Source organism: Nonomuraea sp. NPDC049784, assembly GCF_040659615.1.
Taxonomy (GTDB): domain Bacteria; phylum Actinomycetota; class Actinomycetes; order Streptosporangiales; family Streptosporangiaceae; genus Nonomuraea.
On the sequence record NZ_JBFAMX010000165.1, the window covers coordinates 1 to 19,182 of the forward strand.

At 69.7% G+C, this 19,182-nt stretch carries 19 protein-coding genes; 6 read left to right on the forward strand and 13 right to left on the reverse strand.

Translation table 11 applies throughout. The features are described 5' to 3' along the window. Nucleotides 1-82: 82 nt before the first annotated feature. The gene (locus tag AB0J09_RS29130) at nucleotides 83-667 is read right to left on the reverse strand and encodes a hypothetical protein (protein ID WP_360697882.1); all 585 of its coding nucleotides are present in this window, start codon (nucleotides 665-667) and stop codon (nucleotides 83-85) included. A 123-nt stretch (nucleotides 668-790) separates the two neighbouring features. On the opposite strand from AB0J09_RS29130, the gene AB0J09_RS29135 reads away from it, so the two are divergent. Continuing rightward, the gene (locus AB0J09_RS29135) at nucleotides 791-3,694 is read left to right on the forward strand and encodes a CBM35 domain-containing protein (RefSeq protein WP_360697885.1); all 2,904 of its coding nucleotides are present in this window, start codon (nucleotides 791-793) and stop codon (nucleotides 3,692-3,694) included. 64 nt (nucleotides 3,695-3,758) lie between these two features. On the opposite strand, the gene AB0J09_RS29140 is transcribed toward AB0J09_RS29135, so the two are convergent. Continuing rightward, nucleotides 3,759-4,325, reverse strand: a complete 567-nt coding sequence (locus tag AB0J09_RS29140) for a TetR family transcriptional regulator (RefSeq protein WP_360697888.1) — start codon at nucleotides 4,323-4,325, stop codon at nucleotides 3,759-3,761. An 89-nt stretch (nucleotides 4,326-4,414) separates the two neighbouring features. Here AB0J09_RS29140 and AB0J09_RS29145 point away from each other — a divergent pair, with 89 nt between their 5' ends. Beyond that, entirely contained in the window at nucleotides 4,415-5,347 is a 933-nt protein-coding gene (locus AB0J09_RS29145; RefSeq protein ID WP_360697891.1) for an SDR family oxidoreductase, read from the forward strand. Between the two features lie 129 nt (nucleotides 5,348-5,476). On the opposite strand, the gene AB0J09_RS29150 is transcribed toward AB0J09_RS29145, so the two are convergent. Then, a complete protein-coding gene (locus tag AB0J09_RS29150) occupies nucleotides 5,477-6,835 on the reverse strand; it encodes an OFA family MFS transporter (RefSeq protein WP_360697894.1) in 1,359 nt (452 codons plus the stop codon). Nucleotides 6,836-6,950: 115 nt separating this feature from the next. Further along, on the reverse strand, nucleotides 6,951-7,739 hold the full coding sequence (locus AB0J09_RS29155; RefSeq protein ID WP_360697897.1) for an SDR family oxidoreductase: 789 nt from the start codon (nucleotides 7,737-7,739) through the stop codon (nucleotides 6,951-6,953). An 87-nt stretch (nucleotides 7,740-7,826) separates the two neighbouring features. On the opposite strand from AB0J09_RS29155, the gene AB0J09_RS29160 reads away from it, so the two are divergent. Next, complete coding sequence (locus tag AB0J09_RS29160; RefSeq protein WP_360697900.1) at nucleotides 7,827-8,438, forward strand: TetR family transcriptional regulator; 612 nt, start codon at nucleotides 7,827-7,829, stop codon at nucleotides 8,436-8,438. Between the two features lie 46 nt (nucleotides 8,439-8,484). Here AB0J09_RS29160 and AB0J09_RS29165 read toward each other — a convergent pair whose 3' ends face one another. The 4 genes from AB0J09_RS29165 to AB0J09_RS29180 form a co-directional block, all read right to left on the reverse strand. Next, the gene (locus AB0J09_RS29165) at nucleotides 8,485-9,009 is read right to left on the reverse strand and encodes an NUDIX domain-containing protein (RefSeq protein ID WP_360697903.1); all 525 of its coding nucleotides are present in this window, start codon (nucleotides 9,007-9,009) and stop codon (nucleotides 8,485-8,487) included. Between the two features lie 108 nt (nucleotides 9,010-9,117). Then, entirely contained in the window at nucleotides 9,118-9,462 is a 345-nt protein-coding gene (locus tag AB0J09_RS29170) for a hypothetical protein (protein ID WP_360697906.1), read from the reverse strand. A gap of 50 nt (nucleotides 9,463-9,512) precedes the next feature. Next, nucleotides 9,513-9,944 carry a PPOX class F420-dependent oxidoreductase gene (locus tag AB0J09_RS29175; RefSeq protein ID WP_360697909.1) on the reverse strand — a complete coding sequence of 144 codons (432 nt, stop codon included), beginning with the start codon at nucleotides 9,942-9,944 and terminating at the stop codon, nucleotides 9,513-9,515. Beyond that, nucleotides 9,941-10,837, reverse strand: coding sequence for an NAD(P)-binding domain-containing protein (locus AB0J09_RS29180; RefSeq protein WP_360697912.1), 897 nt, complete (start codon nucleotides 10,835-10,837; stop codon nucleotides 9,941-9,943). Before AB0J09_RS29180 ends, AB0J09_RS29175 begins: the two co-directional genes overlap by 4 nt. Nucleotides 10,838-10,916: 79 nt before the next feature. On the opposite strand from AB0J09_RS29180, the gene AB0J09_RS29185 reads away from it, so the two are divergent. From AB0J09_RS29185 to AB0J09_RS29195, 3 genes are all read left to right on the forward strand, one after another. Continuing rightward, entirely contained in the window at nucleotides 10,917-11,330 is a 414-nt protein-coding gene (locus tag AB0J09_RS29185) for a MerR family transcriptional regulator (RefSeq protein WP_360697936.1), read from the forward strand. Nucleotides 11,331-11,462: 132 nt separating this feature from the next. After that, entirely contained in the window at nucleotides 11,463-12,428 is a 966-nt protein-coding gene (locus tag AB0J09_RS29190) for an SDR family NAD(P)-dependent oxidoreductase (RefSeq protein WP_360697915.1), read from the forward strand. A gap of 130 nt (nucleotides 12,429-12,558) precedes the next feature. Beyond that, a complete protein-coding gene (locus tag AB0J09_RS29195) occupies nucleotides 12,559-13,452 on the forward strand; it encodes a helix-turn-helix transcriptional regulator (protein ID WP_360697918.1) in 894 nt (297 codons plus the stop codon). A gap of 98 nt (nucleotides 13,453-13,550) precedes the next feature. Here the strand turns inward: AB0J09_RS29195 and AB0J09_RS29200 are convergent, their stop codons facing one another. From AB0J09_RS29200 to AB0J09_RS29220, 5 genes are all read right to left on the reverse strand, one after another. Next, a complete protein-coding gene (locus AB0J09_RS29200; protein ID WP_360697921.1) occupies nucleotides 13,551-14,075 on the reverse strand; it encodes a luciferase family protein in 525 nt (174 codons plus the stop codon). A 20-nt stretch (nucleotides 14,076-14,095) separates the two neighbouring features. Further along, a complete protein-coding gene (locus tag AB0J09_RS29205; RefSeq protein WP_360697924.1) occupies nucleotides 14,096-14,932 on the reverse strand; it encodes a carbohydrate ABC transporter permease in 837 nt (278 codons plus the stop codon). After that, the gene (locus AB0J09_RS29210; protein ID WP_360697927.1) at nucleotides 14,929-15,843 is read right to left on the reverse strand and encodes a sugar ABC transporter permease; all 915 of its coding nucleotides are present in this window, start codon (nucleotides 15,841-15,843) and stop codon (nucleotides 14,929-14,931) included. The genes AB0J09_RS29205 and AB0J09_RS29210 overlap by 4 nt, the downstream gene beginning before the upstream one ends. A 10-nt stretch (nucleotides 15,844-15,853) precedes the next feature. After that, nucleotides 15,854-17,170: an extracellular solute-binding protein gene (locus AB0J09_RS29215; protein WP_360697930.1), complete on the reverse strand. Its 1,317-nt coding sequence runs from the start codon at nucleotides 17,168-17,170 to the stop codon at nucleotides 15,854-15,856. An 11-nt stretch (nucleotides 17,171-17,181) separates the two neighbouring features. Further along, on the reverse strand, nucleotides 17,182-19,182 hold a 2,001-nt coding region (locus tag AB0J09_RS29220), incomplete at its 5' end, for a glycoside hydrolase family 36 protein (protein WP_360697933.1).

Here is a 19,182-nt window from a genome sequence, read left to right on the forward strand (position 1 = left end):
GCACCTGCCGTGGGGCCGCGCACGCGGCGGCCACCAGGACCGGCGCCATCAGCACCAACGCCATCCGGGCCCTCATCGCCCCCTACTTACGCCAGAAGCGAATGCCGCTCCACTCGACCGTGGCGGGCCCCTGACCGCTGGCCGTCCGGTACGCGCCGAACTTGTCGTAGAAGCTGCCGCTCTCGCTGGACACTGTGTGCTTCAGCGACCCGTTGATGTACGTGCGGTGGACGCTGCCGACCACGTGGACGGTGTTGACGCGGACCGTGGTGCCGATCGTCGCGCCCGTGGCGATCGTGTCGCCGCCGTGCACCGCGTACAGCCGCCCGCCGCGCTCGACGGCCAGCATGAAGAAGGGCCCCGTCGTCTTGAACGTCTGCTTCAGGCTGATCCGGGTGCCGGGCAGGCTGGTGATCTTGAAGTAGCCCTCGAACTGTCGGGTGCCGCTGGAGTAGGTGGCGTACCGCCGCTCGGCCCGCTGGTCGTCGCTGCCGGTCGAGCAGGTCAGCTTGAACGTCAGGTCGCTGACGTCGCCGCAACCCCGCTCCTGGACGGTGAACGTGGGCGAGTATTCGGTCCACGGCCCCGACTCCACCGGGTCGGCCGAAGCCGGGAGGGCGGGAAGGAGCAGTACGGCGGTCAGAGCGGTCGCGGTGAGTAATCGCATCGACTCTCCATTAGGAAACTTTCCTATCACCGGTCATAGGATCACTTCGCGCGTTCGCGCGTCAAGACCCTTGACCTCGGCCTGTGGCTGCTGTATTCATCGGATGTCTGGAGGGGTTTGCCCATGACACTTCGACGTACTCTCGTGGCCGCACTGGTCCTCGCCGTGATCGTGAGCCTCGGCACGGCGCCCGCCGGCGCGGAGATTCAGCACCCGAGGCAGCAGTGGTTACGCGACTCCACGGCCGGGCTGTTCCTGCACTGGGGCATGTTCACCGCTCCACGCCACCTCGACTGCGCCGCCTGGGAAGGCGACGTCACGGGAGGCGGCTGGAGCCCGGACTACTGGGTGGACGAGGCCCGCAAGCTGGGCGCCTCGTACATCGTCCTGGCCGCCTTCCACAGCAGGCTGGGCTACGCGCGGCCGTGGCCGTCTGAGATCCCCGGCTCGTGCAGCACCAAGCGGGACTTCCTCGGCGAGCTGGTGACCGCCGGGAAGGCGAAGGACGTACGGGTCATGCTCTACATGACCGACGATCCCCAGTGGCACAACGAGCAGGGCGTCGAGACGCTCGACTCGGCCGCCTACTCCGCCTACAAGGGCCGGCAGGTCGATCTGACCACCCGCGCTGGATTCGGCATGTATAGCTATGACCTCTTCTTCGAGGTAATGGCGAAATATCCGGACTTGGCGGGGTTCTGGATCGACAACGACAACGAGCACTGGGAGCAGAACCACCTCTACGAGCAGATCCGTGAGAAGCGCCCGTCCTGGTTGCTGAGCAACAACAACGAGGACACCCCGATCATGGACACGGTCAGCAACGAGCAGAAGACCGGCATGACCCCGGCCTACGACTACCCGCAGGCCGCCTGGACCCCGATGCCGCGCCTCGTCGAGGCCGACTACAAGCTGCCCACCACCGGCGACTGGTGGTACGACGGCGGCAGCCACCCCGTGGACTTCCGGCTCAGCACCGGCCGCTACATCACCAACGCCGGCTCGTCGATGAAGTCGCTGATGGCCGAGACCCCGATGGTCAACGGCAGATTCCCGCCCCAGCAGGAGGAGTTCAACGACTTCATGGCCACGTGGGTCCCGCCGATCAAGGCGTCCCTGCAGGGCACCGAGGGCGGCGGCTACATGTACGGGGGCATGCAGCCGGGCTTCTGGAACGACGGCGCGCACGGCGTCGTCACCGTCGAGCGCGGCGGCGCGCCGTCGACCGGCAGGGTCCAGTACGTGCACGTGGTGACCAGGCCCAGCACCGACCTGGTGCGGCTGCGCGACAACGGCTACCGCGTGACCGGGGTGAGCGACCTGCGTACGGGCGAGCGGATGCGCTTCAGCCAGTCCGGCGGCTATCTGACGATCCTCGGCATCACGAAGTGGGACACGTACGACACCGTCCTCAAGGTGGAAACGGCCGGGCAGCAGCACTTCTATGACCAGTCCGCGCTCAAGGCCACGGCCTCCTCCTCGCGCGACGGTCACCCGGCCGGGGCGCTCGTGGACGGCAGCCATGAGGTCTACTGGGACAGCGGCGCGAAGCTCCCCGTGTCGGTGACGCTGGATCTCGGCAGGGTGCGCAAGGCCGCGTATCTGGCGGTCAGCCAGCGCGAATGGTCGCCGACGTATGCGCGAGAGACGTTCGGGCGCCCCGAGGACTCCGCGCGGATCAAGGACTACCGGGTCTACGTGAGTGACGACGGCCGGCACTGGGGAAGGCCGGTCCGCACGGGCGCGATGCACAGTGCCCGCGGCACGCAGTTCGTGGACCTCGGCGAGCAGCGCGCCCGCCACATCAAGCTGGAGGTGCTCAACACCTGGGCCGGAGCGCAGGCGCCGCGCTTCTACCAGGAGCTGCAGATCGACGAGATCAGGGTCGCGCACGACTCCCCGGTCTCCTTCGGCGACCAGTTGCCGCTGGAGGCCGAGCGCCAGTACCGCTCGGGCGCGGCGCGGGTCGAGCCGTGCCAGGCGTGCTCAGGCCGGGCGAAGGTCGCCGGGCTCGGCGGCGGCCCGCGTAACGCGATCAGCTACCGCGACGTCACGGTGGCGGCGGCGGGCGACTACCGGCTGCAGATCGACCACACGGCCGCCGCGGCCACCTCCCTGAAGGTCGCCGTCAACGGCGCCGCTCCCGTCGACGTCCAGGTCCCGGGGGACAACGCGGACGTGCCGCTCTCCACCGCGCTGCCGGTGCCGCTGCGCGCCGGGGCCAACACGATCACCCTGTCCAGCGACGCGGCCAAGGGGCCGGGCGTCGACCGCCTCGCGGTGGCGCCGCTGCCGCCCGCCTCGTACGTGCCCAAGACGACCATGACCGTCGAGCCGGGCGGCCTGCAGTGGGCCGGCCCGGGGCAGCAGTCGATGAAGGTGTCGGCGAAGCTCCGCCTCGACGCCGACGACGCGCTCGACCAGGTGCGGCTCGCCCCGGTCGCGCCCGCGGGCTGGACGGCCGAGGGCGCTCCGGTGACGGCGGGCACGCTGCGGCTCGGGCAGACGCTGGAAGGCACGTGGACCCTCACCTCGCCGCCGGGCCAGGACATCACGCCGGCCGACATCCCGATCACGGCCGCGTTCCAGGTGCTGGGCCGTTCGAACACGGTCACCAGGCAGGTCCGGGTACGGCCGCGCCCCGCCGACCGGGTGTTCGTGCGCGAGGCCGAGGACTCCCGCAACCAGCTCGGCAGCGCGGGCATCACGAGCTGCTCGCCCTGCTCCGGCGGCCAGAAGGTACGCAACCTCGGCGGCGCCCCCGACGCCTACGTGCTGTTCGAGGACGTCGCGGTGCCGGAGGCCCGCCAGTACACGCTGTTCATCGACTTCACGGTCAACGGAGATCGGTCGTACTTCGTAACCGTCAACGGCGGGACGCCGGTCGAGGTGAAGGTGAGCGGCGTGGGCAACAACACCCCCTACACCACGTCCGTGCCCGTCACGCTGAAGGCCGGCGCCAACACCATCAAGATCCACAATGACACGGCCGCTGCGCCCGACCTGGACCGGATCTCGCTGGGTTGACACGTGCCGGTGCTGGAGACCGGGGGCGGCCGTACGGCGTCGCACCCCGGTCTGCCTTCGCCGGTCATCTGCCCGCGGTCACGGCTTTCAGCTCGACGAATGACTCTCGGATGAGTCGCGGCAAGTCTGCCTGGGCGGCCTCGCCGATCCAGCGTTCGAACGCGATCTTGAAGACGGCGATCCCCGCCTCGGCGGCCAGGCTCGCGGCCGGCTCCTTGACGCCGCGCCGGCGCAACGCGTCGGCCAGCGCCGCTGCCAACGACGCGAGCTTGATCAGCTCGCGTTCCCGGAGTTCCGCGTTCGCGGCGATGACGGCTTGACGCTGCTGGGAGTATTCGCGTCGCTCCTGGAGCACGGCGCCGGCGGCCTCCAGGGCTCCGGCAACCGCGTCGATCGGTGCCGCGGAATCAGGCGCTTCGGCGACGGCCTCCACGAGGTGCTCCTGCAGTGTGCGCGAGCCCCCGAACAGAACCTCGCGCTTGTCGGCGAAGTGCCGGAAGAACGTGCGCTCCGTCAGCCCCGCCCGCCTGGCGATCTCCGCCACCGTGGTCTGCTCGAACCCGCGCTCGACGTAGAGCTCCATCGCCGCCTGCGCGAGCCGGCCCCGCGCGTTCGGCTCCCATCGACCCATGCGTCGAATCCTACTTGATGACAGCGGCTGACATCGGTGCTAGCTTGATGGCAGTCACTGACATCGATCGACCGCTTGGAGTACTTCTCATGCGCGTATTCGTCACCGGCGCGTCCGGATGGATCGGCTCGGCCGTCGTTCCCGAACTGATCGGCGCGGGCCACCAGGTCACCGGCCTGGCACGTTCGGACACCTCGGCCGCCGCCCTCACCGCGGCCGGAGCCCAGGTGCATCGCGGCACCCTTGACGATCTCGACGGCCTGCGGCGTGCGGCTGCCGCGTCGGACGGCGTGATCCACCTCGCGTTCAACCACGGCATCGCTTTCACCGGAAACTTCCAGGGCGCCGCGGACGAGGATCGCCGCGCCGTCGAGACCCTCGGCGAGGCGCTCGCGGGCTCTGATCGACCGCTCGTCATCGCCTCCGGGGTTCTCGGCCTCGCACCTGGGCGTGTGGCGACCGAACGGGACGGGCACGGACAGGACTCGGCGGCGCATATGAGCGGCGGCCCGCGGGATCGGCAGGCCACTGCGCAGATGACGCTCTCCCTCGCCTCCCGCGATGTCCGCTCGTCCGTCGTGCGACTCCCCCCGACGACGCACGGCCAAGGAGACAACGGCTTCATGGCGGCCCTGGTCGGCATCGCCCGCGACAAGGGCGTCTCCGGCTACATCGGCGACGGGTCCAACCGCTGGCCCGCCGTGCACCGACTCGATGCCGCGCACCTCTTCCGCCTGGCGTTGGAGAAGGCCCCGGCGGGATCGGCCCTGCACGCGATCGCCGACGAAGGCGTGCCGATCCACGCCATCGCCGAAGTGATCGGCAGGCACCTGAACCTGCCGGTGGTCTCGATCTCCCGTGAGGACGCGGGCGAGCACTTCGGCTGGCTGGCCGCCCTCCTCGCGGGCGACTCCCCGGCCTCGAGCGCGCTGACCCGAGAGCTGCTGGGATGGCAGCCGTCGCATCCCGGGCTCATCGACGACCTCGGCAAAGGCCACTACTTCCGCGACCCGTCCGCATGACCGGCCGCGCCGCGATGGACCGTTAACCCACCAGCTGCGTGAGCTTAAGCACCAGCTCGTACACGCCGAAGGCGAAGGGCAGGCCGACCCAGGCCCACGCCAGCACCATCAGGGCGGTCCGCCTCGGGGTCATGTCGCCTGCCCTTCCATCGCCGGCTCCGCGGGCTTCTCGTGGTACTTGTCGCTCACCGGCCGGATCAGCTCGTTGGCGAGCAGGCCCACCGCCAGCAGCCCGATCATGATGAAGAGGGAGGTCGTGTAGAGCGCGGGCCCCGACCGGCCCGCGGCCTTCTGCGCGTCGGCGATGGCGTTCACGATGAGCGGGCCGAGCACGCCCGCGGTGGACCACGCGGTGAGCAGGCGGCCGTGGATGGCGCCGACCTGGAAGGTGCCGAACAGGTCCTTCAGGTACGCCGGGACCGTCGCGAAGCCGCCGCCGTAGAAGGACAGGATGCCCAGCGCGCACATGATGAACAGCACTTTCGAGGAGTTCCCGGCCAGCGCGATCACCAGGTAGAGCAGCGCGCCGACCCCCAGGTAGACGCGGTACATGTTCTTGCGCCCGATCAGGTCGGAGGTGGACGACCAGACGAACCGGCCGGTCATGTTCGCCAGCGACAGCAGCGCCACGAAGCCGGCGGCCGCCCCCACGGCGACCGGCGTGGCCGTACCCGTGAAGAAGTCCCTGATCATGGGCGCGGCCTTCTCCAGGATCCCGATGCCCGCGGTGACGTTGCAGCACAGCACGACCCACAGGCAGTAGAACTGCGGGGTGCGGATCGCGTTGCGGGCCGAGACGTCCGCGTCGGTGATCAGCGGCCTGGCCGCGACCGCGGGCGGCGTCCACCCCGGTGGCGACCAGCCCTCCGGCGGGACCCTCACCAGCAGCACGCCCATCGACATGAAGAACGCGTAAACCACGCCGTGCACGAGGAACGTGGTGGCGATCCCGCCGGTGCCCGGGCCGAACGACTCCAGCATCTGCGCCGACCACGGCGAGGCGATGAGCGCCCCGCCGCCGAACCCCATGATCGCGATCCCGGTGGCCATGCCGGGCCGGTCGGGGAACCACTTGATCAGCGTGGAGACGGGGGAGATGTAGCCGATGCCGAGCCCGATCCCGCCCACGAACCCGTAGCCGAGCACCACCAGCCAGTACTGCCGGGTGGCCACGCCCAGCGCGGACAGCAGGAACCCGGACGAGAAGCAGGCCATCGAGACGAACATCGCCCACCGCGGCCCGTTGCGCTCCACCAGCGTGCCGCCGAAGGCCGCCGACAGGCCGAGCATGACGATGCCCAGCTGGAACGGCAGGGCGCTCTGCGTGCCCGACAGATGGAGCGAGGACTCCAGCGGGGGTTTGAAGACGCTCCACGCGTACGCCTGCCCGATCGCCAGGTGGACGGAGAGCGCCGCCGGCGGCACCAGCCACCGGCTCCACCCCGGGGCCGCCACGATACGGGAACGGTCGAGGAATCTTGTCGCCACGTGTTACGCGTACCACATACAGTATGCAGTATTGGAGATCTTTACGGCGAGCGGTCAGAAATCAGCGACGAACGGCAGCAGGCGAGCCCGCCTCATCCCGGCGGCCGGCTCCGTCTCACGCCAGGCTCTGCCCGCCGTCCACGGTGATCACCTGGCCGGTGACGTAGTTGTTGGCCATCAGGAAGAGGGTGGACGCGGCGGCCTCCTCGGCGGTGCCGAAGCGTCCGAGCAGGGTGTGCTCACCGGCTCTGGCGATCGCCGCGTCGCTGTCGAGCCCGGACATCGTGCGCAGCAGCGGCGTGTCGAAGCTGCCGAAGCGGACGGTGTTCACCCGCAGCCGCCTCGGCGCGAGTTCGACGGCGAGCGCCTTGGTGAAGGTCTCGACGGCGCCGATGGCCGCCAGGGGACCGGTCAGCCCGGGGACCGGACGGATCGCGTAGGTGCCGGAGCTGAAGGTGATCGAACCGCCCTCGGACAACCGGGTCGCCGCGACCCGGGCGGCCGCGAAGGCGCCCCAGACCCGGGAGTCGAAGACCGAGCGGAGGTCGCCGGCCGAGAGCTCGGTCACCGGTCCGCCGCCGCCGATGCCGCCGGCTGTCACCAGCACATGGTCGACCGAGCCGGCCTGGTCGAAGACGTCCGCCAGGGCGTCCTCGTCCGTGCCGTCGGCGGACACGCCGAGCACCGAGTCCGCTTGGGCCGCGTCGCGTACGCGCTCCACGGCGGTCGCCAACCTGGCCGGGTCGCGCCCGACCAGCGCGACGCGGGCGCCCACACCGGCGAGCAGCACACCGGCCGCCAGACCGATGCCCGAGCTGCCGCCGATGACGACGACGGTGGAGTCGGCCAGGCCGGTGGGCAGCGGGGAGCGGACCGGCACGGGAGCGGTGGACGTGGTGGACATGGCGTCTCCTCAGAAATAAACCATCTGGTTGGTTTAGATCCAAGCGGGTGTCGCACAGAAAGTCAACTGGATGGTTTAATTCAGTTCATGAGCTATGACGCGGAGGCCACCCGCCAGCGGATCTTCCAGGCCGCCGCCGCCGAGTTCGCCGCGCACGGCCTGGCGGGGGCCAGGGTCGAGCGCGTCGCCGCCGCGGCCAAGGCCAACAAGCAGGCGATCTACCTGTACTTCGGCGGCAAGGACAAGCTGTTCGGCGCCGTGGTGCGGGCCAAGGTCGACGAGGTCTGCCACTCCAATGCCCTCGACCCCTGCGCGGTGGCCGAGTCCGTCGGGCAGCTGTTCGACTGGTACCAGGACCACCCGGAGCTGATCAGGCTGCTGCTGTGGGAGGCCCTGGAGGCCGGCGCGGGTCCCGTCCAGGGCGAGGACGAACGCCGCGCGGCCTACCGGGACAACGTACGGGACCTCGTCGATGGGGGCGTCGGCGCCGGGCTGGACGAACCGCAGCGCACTCGCGCGGCCCAGGACTGGATGTTCACCGTGCTCGGGCTGGTCGCCTGGAACTTCGCCGTCCCCCAGCTGTGCCGCCTCGTGCTCGACGAACAGGACGACAAGGCGGCCCTCGCCCGGCGCCGCGACGCCGTGGTGGCGACCGTCCGCACCCTGGCCGCCGACCGGGGCAGCGGCGCGCGGGTGTGACGACGAGCGCTTCAAGGCCAAGCCCGGGGCGAACGGCCGCTGACAGCTATATGTCGGTGAGCACGTAGAGGAGCGCGTTCATGCTCGTCCCGCCCACGATGTCGCGCTTGTCGATCAGGCGGCGGATGTCCGAGAGCGGTATCCACTCAATGCGCTCCGCCTCCCACGCCTCGATCGGCGGCCCGATGTGCTGGGCGCTGTCGGCGCGGAAGATGTGGTGCTCGGAGTCGGAGATGCCGTTGGTCGGCTGGGCACAGAGCAGCGGACGCAAGGGGCCGGGCCGCCAGCCGGTCTCTTCCTCGACTTCTCGGGCGGCGGCCGCGATCGGCTCCTCGCCGTCGTCGATCCTGCCGATGGGGATTTCCCAGCCCCAGGTGTCGGTGATGAAGCGGTGCCGCCAGATGAGCAGCACGCGGTTCCGCTCGTCGGTGATGATCGCCCCCGCTCCGGGCGCGGTGCGGATGAGCCGATGATCGAGATGCCTTCCGTCCGGAAGTTCCACATCGGCAACCCGGACATCAAGCCACGGGTCCGTGTAGAGCGGCCTTTCCGAGTGGACCTGCCATCGCATGCGACTGCTCCCAGGATGGACGCCTGAATCGGCACCACGCTACAAGGGATGCCAGCTCGCGCCCGGCGCCGACACGGACGGATAGTGCCAGGGTGCCCGAGCGGGCGGCTATTTCCACAAGTAGTCGTAGCGCGGCGGGGCCGGGTTGATGACGACCTCGCCGTCGCGGACCTGCCATTCGCTCTGTCCTTCCACTTCATGGAAGGCGAAGAACAGGCCACAGACGCGGTCGTTGTCGTCATCGGTGGCGGGAAGCGCGGCGATCCGGCGGACCTGGTCGAGCACCTCATGGACTTCATGGGCGCGGACGGCGCGGGCGTAACAGACGGCATCCAGCCAGCCCCCGTCGGGGAAAGCCCAGCCTTGAGTCTCGCCTTGGCGAATGATGCGTTCGGCCGCCGGTCGCTGTCCGTAGAACTCCAGCCAGCCGCGAATGTGAACCCAGGTGCCCATGATTCGATGATGGAGCAAGCGATGCCATACGAAGCTGCTTCGGGGCGCTGTCAGCGGATCTTGGCGCCGTACACGTGGTCGACCGTCATCACCATGAGCACCCTGCGGTCGGACACCATCACCGACCGGTACTCGTCCCAGTCCGGGTGCTCCCCGGCGGCGATGCGGTAGTAACGCACCAGCGCCTCGACCTCGGGACCGTGGGGGTCGGTTCCCGGGCCGGTGAGGGTCACCGTGCCCTCGGCGGTGGCCCACGCCCAGCCGTCGGGGCTGGTGACCTCCAGAGCGGCTCGCGGGTCCCGGCGCAGATTCGCCGTCTTGGCTCGTCCCTCGGTCATCGAAACGTAGACGACATCGGCCTCCTGGTCGTAGAAGGGCATGACGGGGGAAAGCTGGGGGCGGCCGTCCGACTTGATCGTCGCGAGAACTCCCAGCCGGCTTTCCGCGAGCAGCGTGCGCGGGTTGAACGGTGTGGCGGTCATGGCCGACTCCCTGAGGGCTCGCGGAACTGCCCGATCATCGCCGCGTAGCCGTCGCCGCCGTGTCCATCGGCTACAGCCCGGTCGGTCAGGGCCTTGATGAACCTCGGAAGTTCGGCGTTGACGCCGAGGGACTCGCTCTCGTGGATGAGGTGCTCCATCGCGGCCAGGTGAGTGTCGATGGTGGAATCGAACGCCGGGTACGTGCCGTCGTCGATCTGTTGTGTGTAGGCGGACAGCCAGCCGTTCACGGTTTCGATCCCCTTGGTCGCGATCGGGGCGAACGTTGTGGCGTTCACACCCGCCGCGCCGACCAAGGCGGCACCATGCAGGAAGCCGTTCAGAATGTTCCACATCAGGCTCAGCACAGCCACGTCATACAGCGACGACAGGCCGTGGTCGTCGCCGAGATACGTCGTCCCCGCGCCGAGGCTCCTCAGGGCCGGTTCGTGCAGGTCGAAGGCCGATCGCGGCCCGCTGTAGAGGATGACGGCATCCGCCCCGACGGCCGAAGGGGCGGCCATGATCGCGCCGTCGAGGTACGCGCCGCCCCGCTGCGCCGCCCACTCGGCGGTCTCGCGGGCCCCCCGCGACGTGCCCGAGGTCAGGTTCACCAGGACCCGGCCGTCGAGGACCTCGCCCAGTGGGTCGAGGAGCTCGTGCACAGTCTCGTAGTCCGAGACACAGACGATCACGAGAGGGCTGGCCGCGACGGCCTCGCCGACCGAGTCGGCGAGCTTCGCGCCCTGGGCGACAAGTTGTCCGGCCTTCGCTGCCGTGCGGTTCCACACGGTGGTGGGGTGCCCGTCGCGCAGGAAGGCTCCGGCCAGCGCCTGGCCCATCAGGCCCAGGCCTATGACCGTCACGGGCGTGCGGGTGGCGACGCGATTCTGCATATGTGCTCCCTCGAGGGGTTGGTGGTCATGGCAGAATCCTCAACGTTCATACCGGTATGAAGGTCAAGGAGGAGTGAGCGTGCTGATCGGGGAGTTGAGCCGGCGGACCGGAGTCCACGCGCATCAGCTGCGTTACTACGAGGCCCAGGGCCTGCTCGAGCCCGGCCGCGGCGCCAACGGCTACCGCGAGTACGCCGACGATGCCATCTTGACCGTGACCCAGATCAGGAGGCTGCTCGAGGCCGGACTGTCGACGCAGGAAATCGGGTTCATGCTGCCCTGCGCGACCGGCGCGGCCCCGGACCTCGAGCCCTGCCCGGAGCTCCTGGACACGCTACGAGCACGCCTGAACGGGCTGGACGAACACATCGACACGCTCATCCGCTCCCGCCAGGTCCTGCACGACTACATCGATGCCACCGAACGGCGTGTGTCACCGCACTCTCAGGGATGCGACTCCACCACGCCGGAGCCGACACCGGCGTGGTCGTAAACGGGTACTGCCGGACCCCGGTTGAGCAGGACCCCTTCCACCGCTGTGGCCTGCGATTTCGGGTGCTTGTCTGGAAAGGAGACACGATTCGGCCCTGCCCTGGACGGCGGGGCGCACAGGAAGGCTGATGGCATGACCGAGCACGGACGCATCGTCACCCCGTTCGGCGCGCAGACCACCGCAGCGGAGGTCGTCTCTGGCGTCGCTCTGACTGGCCGCCGCGCAATCGTCACCGGCGGCTCCTCGGGCATCGGCCTGGAGACCGCTCGGGTCCTGGCCGCAGCTGGAGCCGAGGTGACCCTCGCGGTCCGCAACACCGAAGCAGGCGCGAAGGCCGCTGCCGACATCACCGCCACGACGGGGAACGGGCAGGTCATGGCGGCACCGCTCGACCTGTCGGATCAGGCGTCGGTCGCCGCTTTCGTGGCCGCGTGGCATGGTCCGCTGCACATCCTGGTGGACAACGCCGGCGTCATGGCCTGTCCCGAGGCGCGTACCGCCGAAGGGTGGGAGCTGCAGTTCGCCACCAACCACCTGGGCCACTTCGCGCTCACCACCGGTCTGCGTCCGGCGCTCAAGGCCGCCGGTGACGCCCGGGTGGTGGTCGTCAGTTCGGTCGGCCACATCAACGGCGACGTCCTCTTCGGCGACATCAACTTCCAGCGCCACCCGTACGATGCCTGGGCCGCCTACAGCCAGTCCAAGACGGCCAACATCCTGTTCGCCGTCGAAGCCGCCGAGCGCTGGGCCGGTGACGGTATCTGTGTCAACGCCCTGAACCCCGGCCGGATCGCGGGCACCAACCTCGCCAGGCACATCGGCTCGGCCCTCAACGCCCCCGCCTCCTTCGAGCCCGGCCAGAGCAGCGGCGTGTCGGTGAAGAACATCGAGCAGGGCGCCGCCACATCCGCCCTGCTCGCCGCCTCCCCGCTGGTCGCTGGCGTCACCGGCCGATACTTCGAGGACTGCAACGAGGCAGGCCCGCACCAGGCGGGCATCCGCCGTGGCGTCGCCGGCTACGCACTCGACCAGCAGAGGGCAGCCCTCCTGTGGCAGGTCTCCCTTGACATGCTGGCCGCCGCCCGCGGCACCGCCTGACCGCACCACCGCCCGGCCCGCCCGTCGCGGCCACGGGCGTGCCCGGCCTCGGCAAGCAAGGGATACCGGGGGTCTGCCAGTACCCCTCTACTGCAGAAGCCACCCCCGAGAGGGCCGTACCGTGAAGGACATGCAAGCCCACCTGCCCGGGGCCGGCACCCAGAGAACCGAGCTCGGGGAGTTTCTCCGCACCCGCCGCGCGAAGCTCTCCCCTGATCAGGCCGGCCTGACACCCAAGCCGACCACCCGTCGCGTGCCGGGGCTCCGCCGCGAGGAGATCGCCCAGCTCGCCGGGGTCAGCGTCGACTACTACATACGCCTGGAACGCGGCCGCGACGTCAACGTCTCCGAAGCCGTCCTCAATGCCGTCGCCCGTGCTCTGCAACTGACCGACGACGAACGCAGCCATCTGTTCGCTCTGGCCAGACCCACGCGGGCCCGGCCCCGGCCCCTGCCGCCGCAGCGGGTGCGCCCCGACCTCTACCGGCTCCTCGAGACCTTGACCGACGTCCCCGCCCTGATCGTGGGGCGCCGCACCGACGTCCTCGCCACCAACCGGCTCGCCCGGGCCCTCTACACCGACTTCGACGCCCTCCCTCAGCGTGAGCGGAACATGGCCCGCTTCATCTTCCTCGACGAAGCCGCCCGCACCCTCTACCGCGACTGGAAAGGCATCGCCCGCACCACCGTCGCCGCCCTTCGCCTCTACGCCGGCCAGCACCCCCACGACCCCCAGCTCGGCCAACTCATCGGCGAGCTCTCGCTGCGCGATCCCGACTTCCGAAGATGGTGGGCCGACCACGACATCAGCCGCCGCACCTACGGCACCAAACACTTCCACCACCCGCTGGTCGGCGATCTCACCCTCCATTACGAAGCCCTGACCGTGGCAGGCGACCCCGATCAGACCCTCGGCGTCTACAGCGCCGAACCCGCGAGCCCCTCCGACCATACGCTGCGCCTGCTCGCCGGCTCGGCCGGCACCCCCACCAGCCCTCACCGCCCCATGCCGGCCCAGCGCTGAAGCACGGCGGGTGCCCTGCGCGACTACATCGATGCCGCCGAACGGCGTGTGTCAGCGCACTATCGGGGGTTGATGCGATCAGCAGCGCTTGTGTCCACCTACTGTCCCGATGCGAAGGCGTGGCTGCGGCGTACCAACTGCCACACCGTCTCCAGGTCCGCCTCGTTCCGAGGTCCGTACAGCATCACCAGTGTCGGTGGGTGGCGGCCCTCGTGTACCGCCGGGTGGAACTCGGCCCATCCCTTCGCCACGACCTCGGCGGCCTCTCCCTCGGGCAGGAGGGCGTGCAGGCTCCCGTCGTGGTCCCCGTGGAGGTGGGCGAACTCCGTGCTGTCCTGGAAGAACGCCGAGCTCGGCCCGTACGCGTACGCCGGATCCAGGTGCAGCGCCCGTGTCTCCGGCAGTGAGATGACGCTGGTGCCAGTGTGGACGTGGGCGAGGGCGGACATGCGGCGCCACAGGTTCTCCTGCAGCTCGACTGGTGCGATCTGGTCGAGCTGCTGGTGCGGGATGCCGGTCGTGGTGGCCGGGCGCGGGCCACGACGCGCCGGCAAACCCGGCCCGGCCAAGCCAGGGTCGGCCAAACCGGGCTCCACGGGTATTTCAGGCTCTCTACTGCTCACAGACAGTAATGGTACAACTACTATTTGACAGCCCCGCTGGTGATACCCGAGATGATCTTCCGCTGGGCCACGGCGAAGACCACGACCAGCGGCAGGCTCATCAGGATCACGTACGCGAAGATCAGGTGCCAGTTGTTGAGGTAGAGCCCGGCGCTCGCCACGCGGAAGAGGTTGAGCGGGAGCGTGTCCAGCCGTCCGCCGATGACGAAGAAGGCGTAGAAGACGTCGTTCCAGACGTACAGGCAGACCAGGATGGTGGCGGTGGCCAGCACCGGGCGCAGCAAGGGGAGCACGACCAGCCAGAAGACCCTGAACGGGCTCGCCCCGTCGAGCTGCGCCGCCTCTTCGAGCGAGACGGGGATGGTACGCACGAAGCCGGTGACGAAGAAGATCACCGTGGACATGTAGATGCCCATGTAGACGCCGATCATCCCGACCGCGGTCCCGGCCAGGCCGAGCTGGCGCAGCAGCAGGACGACGGTGACGACGGCGGGCGGGAGCACGATGCCGCTGATCGCCAGCGCGTACAGCACGGCGTTGATCCGGCTGGAGCGCCGGGCCAGGATCCATGCCGCCATCGACCCGAACAGCAGCACCCCCACCACCGACGGCACGACGACGAGCAGGCTGCCCAGCGACGCCTGCAGCACCTTGCCGTCGGCCCACACCTGGCCCAGGTTCTCCAGGAGGTGCCACTTGGACGGTAGCGACAGGTCCGGCTGGAGCGCCTCACTCTGGGACTTGGCGGCCGTCACCAGCACCAGCCACAGCGGGGTGCCGATGGCCGCCACCACGAGGACGAGCGCGACGGCCGGCTGCAGCCGCCTCAAAAGGCTCACATCACTCAGCTCGCTCACAGGACCTCCTCCCGCTTGCGCAGGACGTAGATGACCGGGAAGGCCATGAGGGCCACCAGCAGGAACAGCACCAGGCTCATCGTCGTGGCCTGCGCGAACAGCCCCTGACCGAAGGTGCGGTAGATGAAGATGTTCAGGATCTCGGTCGTGCGGGCGGGCCCGCCGCCGGTGGTGGCCTGGGCGACGTCGAAGCCGTTCATCGAGCCCAGCAGCGCCGTGGCGACGTTGAACGTGATCGCGGGCGCCAGCAGCGGGAAGCGGACCGTCCAGAACGTACGCCACCGCGACGCCCCGTCGATGTGGGCGGCCTCCACGATGTCCTCAGGGATGGTCTTCAGCCCGGCCAGGTAGATGAGCATCGACAGCCCCATCCACTTCCACGCGTGGATCAGCGCGACCACCACGATCGTCCAGGTGGTGTCGCCGAGCCAGGCGTAGTCGATCCCGAGGAGCTGGTTCAGGCCGCCGGTGGGCTTGAGCAGGGCCTGGAAGATGTAGCCGACGGCCAGCGCCGACATCAGCACGGGGATGAGGAAGAACACCCTGGCCACCCGGTTGACCAGGGTGTCGCGTTCGAGCAGCACGGCCAGGCCGAAGCCGAACGCGTTCTGGAAGACCGCCACCAGCACCGCGTACACCACCGTGACCCGTAGCGACCGGAACAGCGTGCCGTTGGAGGCCAGGTCGGTGAAGTTCTCCAGCCCGACGGGACTGATCGAGCTCTTGAAGCCCGACCAGTCGGTGAAGGCGTAGACGAAGTTGAAAACCGTCGGCAGGAAGAAGAACACCAGCAGGATGGCGAACGCCGGAGCCATGAACCACATGGGGTGCGTCCGCCGCCGGACGACGGGACGTCCGGGACTCGTGGTGCGGCGCGGCACGGTCTGCCGCGCGGTGGTGGTGGTCAGCATGTGGAACTCCTCAGAAACCGCTCGCCCCGGCCGCCTTGGCGAGCTGGGCGAACTGGTCCTGCGTGGCCGAGGCGACCTTCTCCGGCGTCAACGTCCCGTTGATCATGTCGGCCAGGTTCAGGTACAGGTCCGGGTTGGCCACCGCCAGCGCCTGCATGGACCCGACGGCGGTGGGCAGCGAGGCGTGCACGTCGAGCAGCGCCTGCGGCACGCCCGCCGGGCTGGGCACTGACGGCTCCAGGGAGACGGTGCTGCGGTCGGCGACGAAGTCCTTGTAGCCGGGCCCCATCCAGTACGCCAGGAGCTGCCGCGCCGCGGCCTCGCGCTTGGCGTCACCGGTCTTGAACGCCACCAGCGCGTTGGACTGGTCGGGGATGAACGTGCCGACGTTGCCCGACGGCGAGATCGGGAAGAAGCCGATCTTCTTGTTCAGCGTCGCGGTGTCCGCCGAGGCCTGGAGCTGCCCGAAGAACGAGTTCACCTGCACGGCCATGGCGGCCTTGCCGGACAGCAGCGCCGCGCCCTGGTCCTCGAACTTCGCGGTCTTGATGTCGGAGTTGAACAGCCCCTCGTCGATCAGCGACTTGTACTTCTTGATCGCCCCGACCACGGTCGGGCTGTTGAACGTCTCCTTGCCCGTGTTGATCCGCTCCCACAGGCCGTCCTTGGCCGCGTCGGCGAGCTGGACCTGCACCCACCACTGGGTCGCCCACTTGTCGCCGGCCATCTCGAAGAAGGGCGTGACGCCCTTGCCCTTGAGCGTGCGCGCCAGCTCCACCATCTCGTCGAAGTTCTTCGGCGTACTGGTGATCTTGTTGGCGGCGAAGACCTCCTTGTTGTAGTAGACGCCTTCGACCGCGGGGCTCGTGACGAGGGCCGCGTACCGGGTGCCGTCCAGGATCCCGGTGATGTCCTTCAGGTCCGGCGACAGCTGCGACAGCCACGGCGCGTCGTTCAGCGGCTGGAGGTTGGCCTTGGCGTTGATCGCGGTCAGCATGGACGCGGTCGGCTGCCAGAACGCCAGGTCGGGCTTGTCGCCGGTGGCGACCTTGGTCTGGATGCCCTGCTCGTACGGGTCCGGGATCGTCACGACCTCGACCGTCGCGCCCGTCGCCTGCTGGAATCCGGCGATGACCGCCTTGGGCGCGGTGTTGCTGTTCTGGGCGGCCCAGATCGTCAGCTTCACGCCGTCGAGCTTCGCGGTCGGGTCGGCCCAGGTCGCGGCGGCGGGGGCGGAGGAGGAGGTTTCGACCGAGGGGTCGCTGCACGCGGCGAGCCCGAGCGCGAGCGTCGCCGCGGCGGCGGCGGACGTCCATTTCGTCTTCATGGTGGTCTCTTTCATGAGGCGGTGCGGATGCGGAAGATCCGGGCGGAGAGGGGCTCCTCGCCACGGGACGTGAGCGTCAACACGCCAGGGCCGGGCTGCCAGTCGCGATCCCAGTCCGGCAGGTGCCGCGGGTAAAGGACGTCGATCTCGACCGCACGGCCCGCCAGGTGGGGCAGGTCGAGCCGTACGGACCACGCATCATCCCGCCGCCAGACGCCAGCGTATGTGGTGTCGTCGGCACGTAGTCCCAGCGCGACCGTGCCGTCGTCCCAGCGCGGCAGCCCGAGCGGCCACAGCGGCGTCGCGCGGGCCAGGTCCGCGCGAATCTCCTGGTGGACGCGTACGGCGTCGCGGACGGACTCGAGCTGCGCGGCGCTCATCCCGTCCAGGTGGCCGGACAGGTAGAGCCGCCCCAGCATGCCGGTGCACAGCGTGAAGGCGATCTCCTCGTCCGACATGTCGGGTTGCGGGTAGGCCCAGCTGGCCGACTGCTCGGGCAGCAGCGACATCGGCGCCGACACCGCGATCGGCGGGTAGAGCCGGAAGTCCTGCTGGTCGCTGGTGGACTGCAGCTGCAGCCTGGACAACATCGCGTAGTCCATGCGCATGGCGCCCGACGCGCAGTTCTCCAGCGTGAGCCCGGGGTGGCGCTCGAGCACGCCCTCCAGCCAGGCCAGGTGGGCCCGGTTGCCGGCCAGCAGCCCGTCTCCGGCGCTGTCGGCGTCCAGGTCGGTGCCCGCTCCCGGGTCGATGTTGTAGTCGAGCTTGAAGTAGCCGACGCCCAGCTCCTCCACCAGCCGGTCCACGACCTGGTCCAGGTGCGCGACCGCGCGGGGGTGGCGCAGGTCGAGGTGGTAGCGGCCGTGCTCGACCAGGCGTACGCCGCCGCGCTGCAGGAACGCCTCCGGCGGCAGCTTGTCCGCCATGGGGCTGCGTACCCCGATCACCTCGGGCTCCAGCCACAGGCCCGGCACCATGCCGCGCTCCCGGATGCGGCCGAGCACCTCCTCGATGCCGCGCGGGAACCGCGTCTGCGACGGCTGCCACTCGCCGACGCTGTCCCACCAGGTGTCGTCGTCGTCGTACCAGCCGGCGTCCACGCAGAACACCTCGGCCCCCGCGGACGCGGCGGCGTCGATCAGCGGCAGCAGCTTGGCCGTGGTCGGGTCGCCCGACACCGTGTTCATGTAGTCGTTGAACACCACCGGCAGCCGCTCCCGGTCGGGGTGCGGCCGGACGATCGCCCGCCGATGCGCGGTCAGCGCCTCAGCCGCGCCCTCCAGGCCGTCGCCGGACACCGCGATCGACACGGGCACCGTGGTGAACGACTCCCCGGGGTGGAGCCGATGCTGCCACTGGTGGTCGATGTCGGTCGGGCCGAGCAGCGCGACGCACGGGTCGTCGAGCCGCTCGCCCACCTCCCAGCGCCAGGGACCGTTGTGCTCGATCTGCCACAGCCACGCCTGCCCGCTGTCGCGGTCGATCAGCCCGCCCGTGGGCAGGTGGCTGCCGGTCGACCAGGTGCCCGTGCTGACGACCGCGAGCCGGCCGCGGCCGTCCTGCCCGTGAAGAGGCAGGTGCAGATCGGGTACGGCCTGCGTCCGGAGGGCCTCGCGGACCCAGCGACTCTCGCCCAGCCACTCGCTGTCGGCCCGCACCACGTCGGTGGAGTCCACCGACCCCGCGAAGGCGGCGGCGAACGACGTGACGCCCAGCAGCAGCGCGGGCTCCTGACCGCGGTTGGTCACCTTTGTCCACGACTGGAACGCGGCGACCCCGTCCGCCGAGCGGAGGAACACCTCGGCGTCCAGCCCGCTCTCCGCGTCGTGCAGGTGCACCCGCAGGACGTGCCACGCCCCGTCCGTGCGCTGGTCGCAGCCCAGATAGGCGAGGTGCCGGCCGACCGCCGTCTGGGAGAAGCGATGCGAGGCGCGCGCCCGCCCGGTGCCCGGGAGCAGCAGCTCCACCAGCGGCTGCGTCGCCCGGGGCCGGTGCGCGGTGGCCGCGTCGCC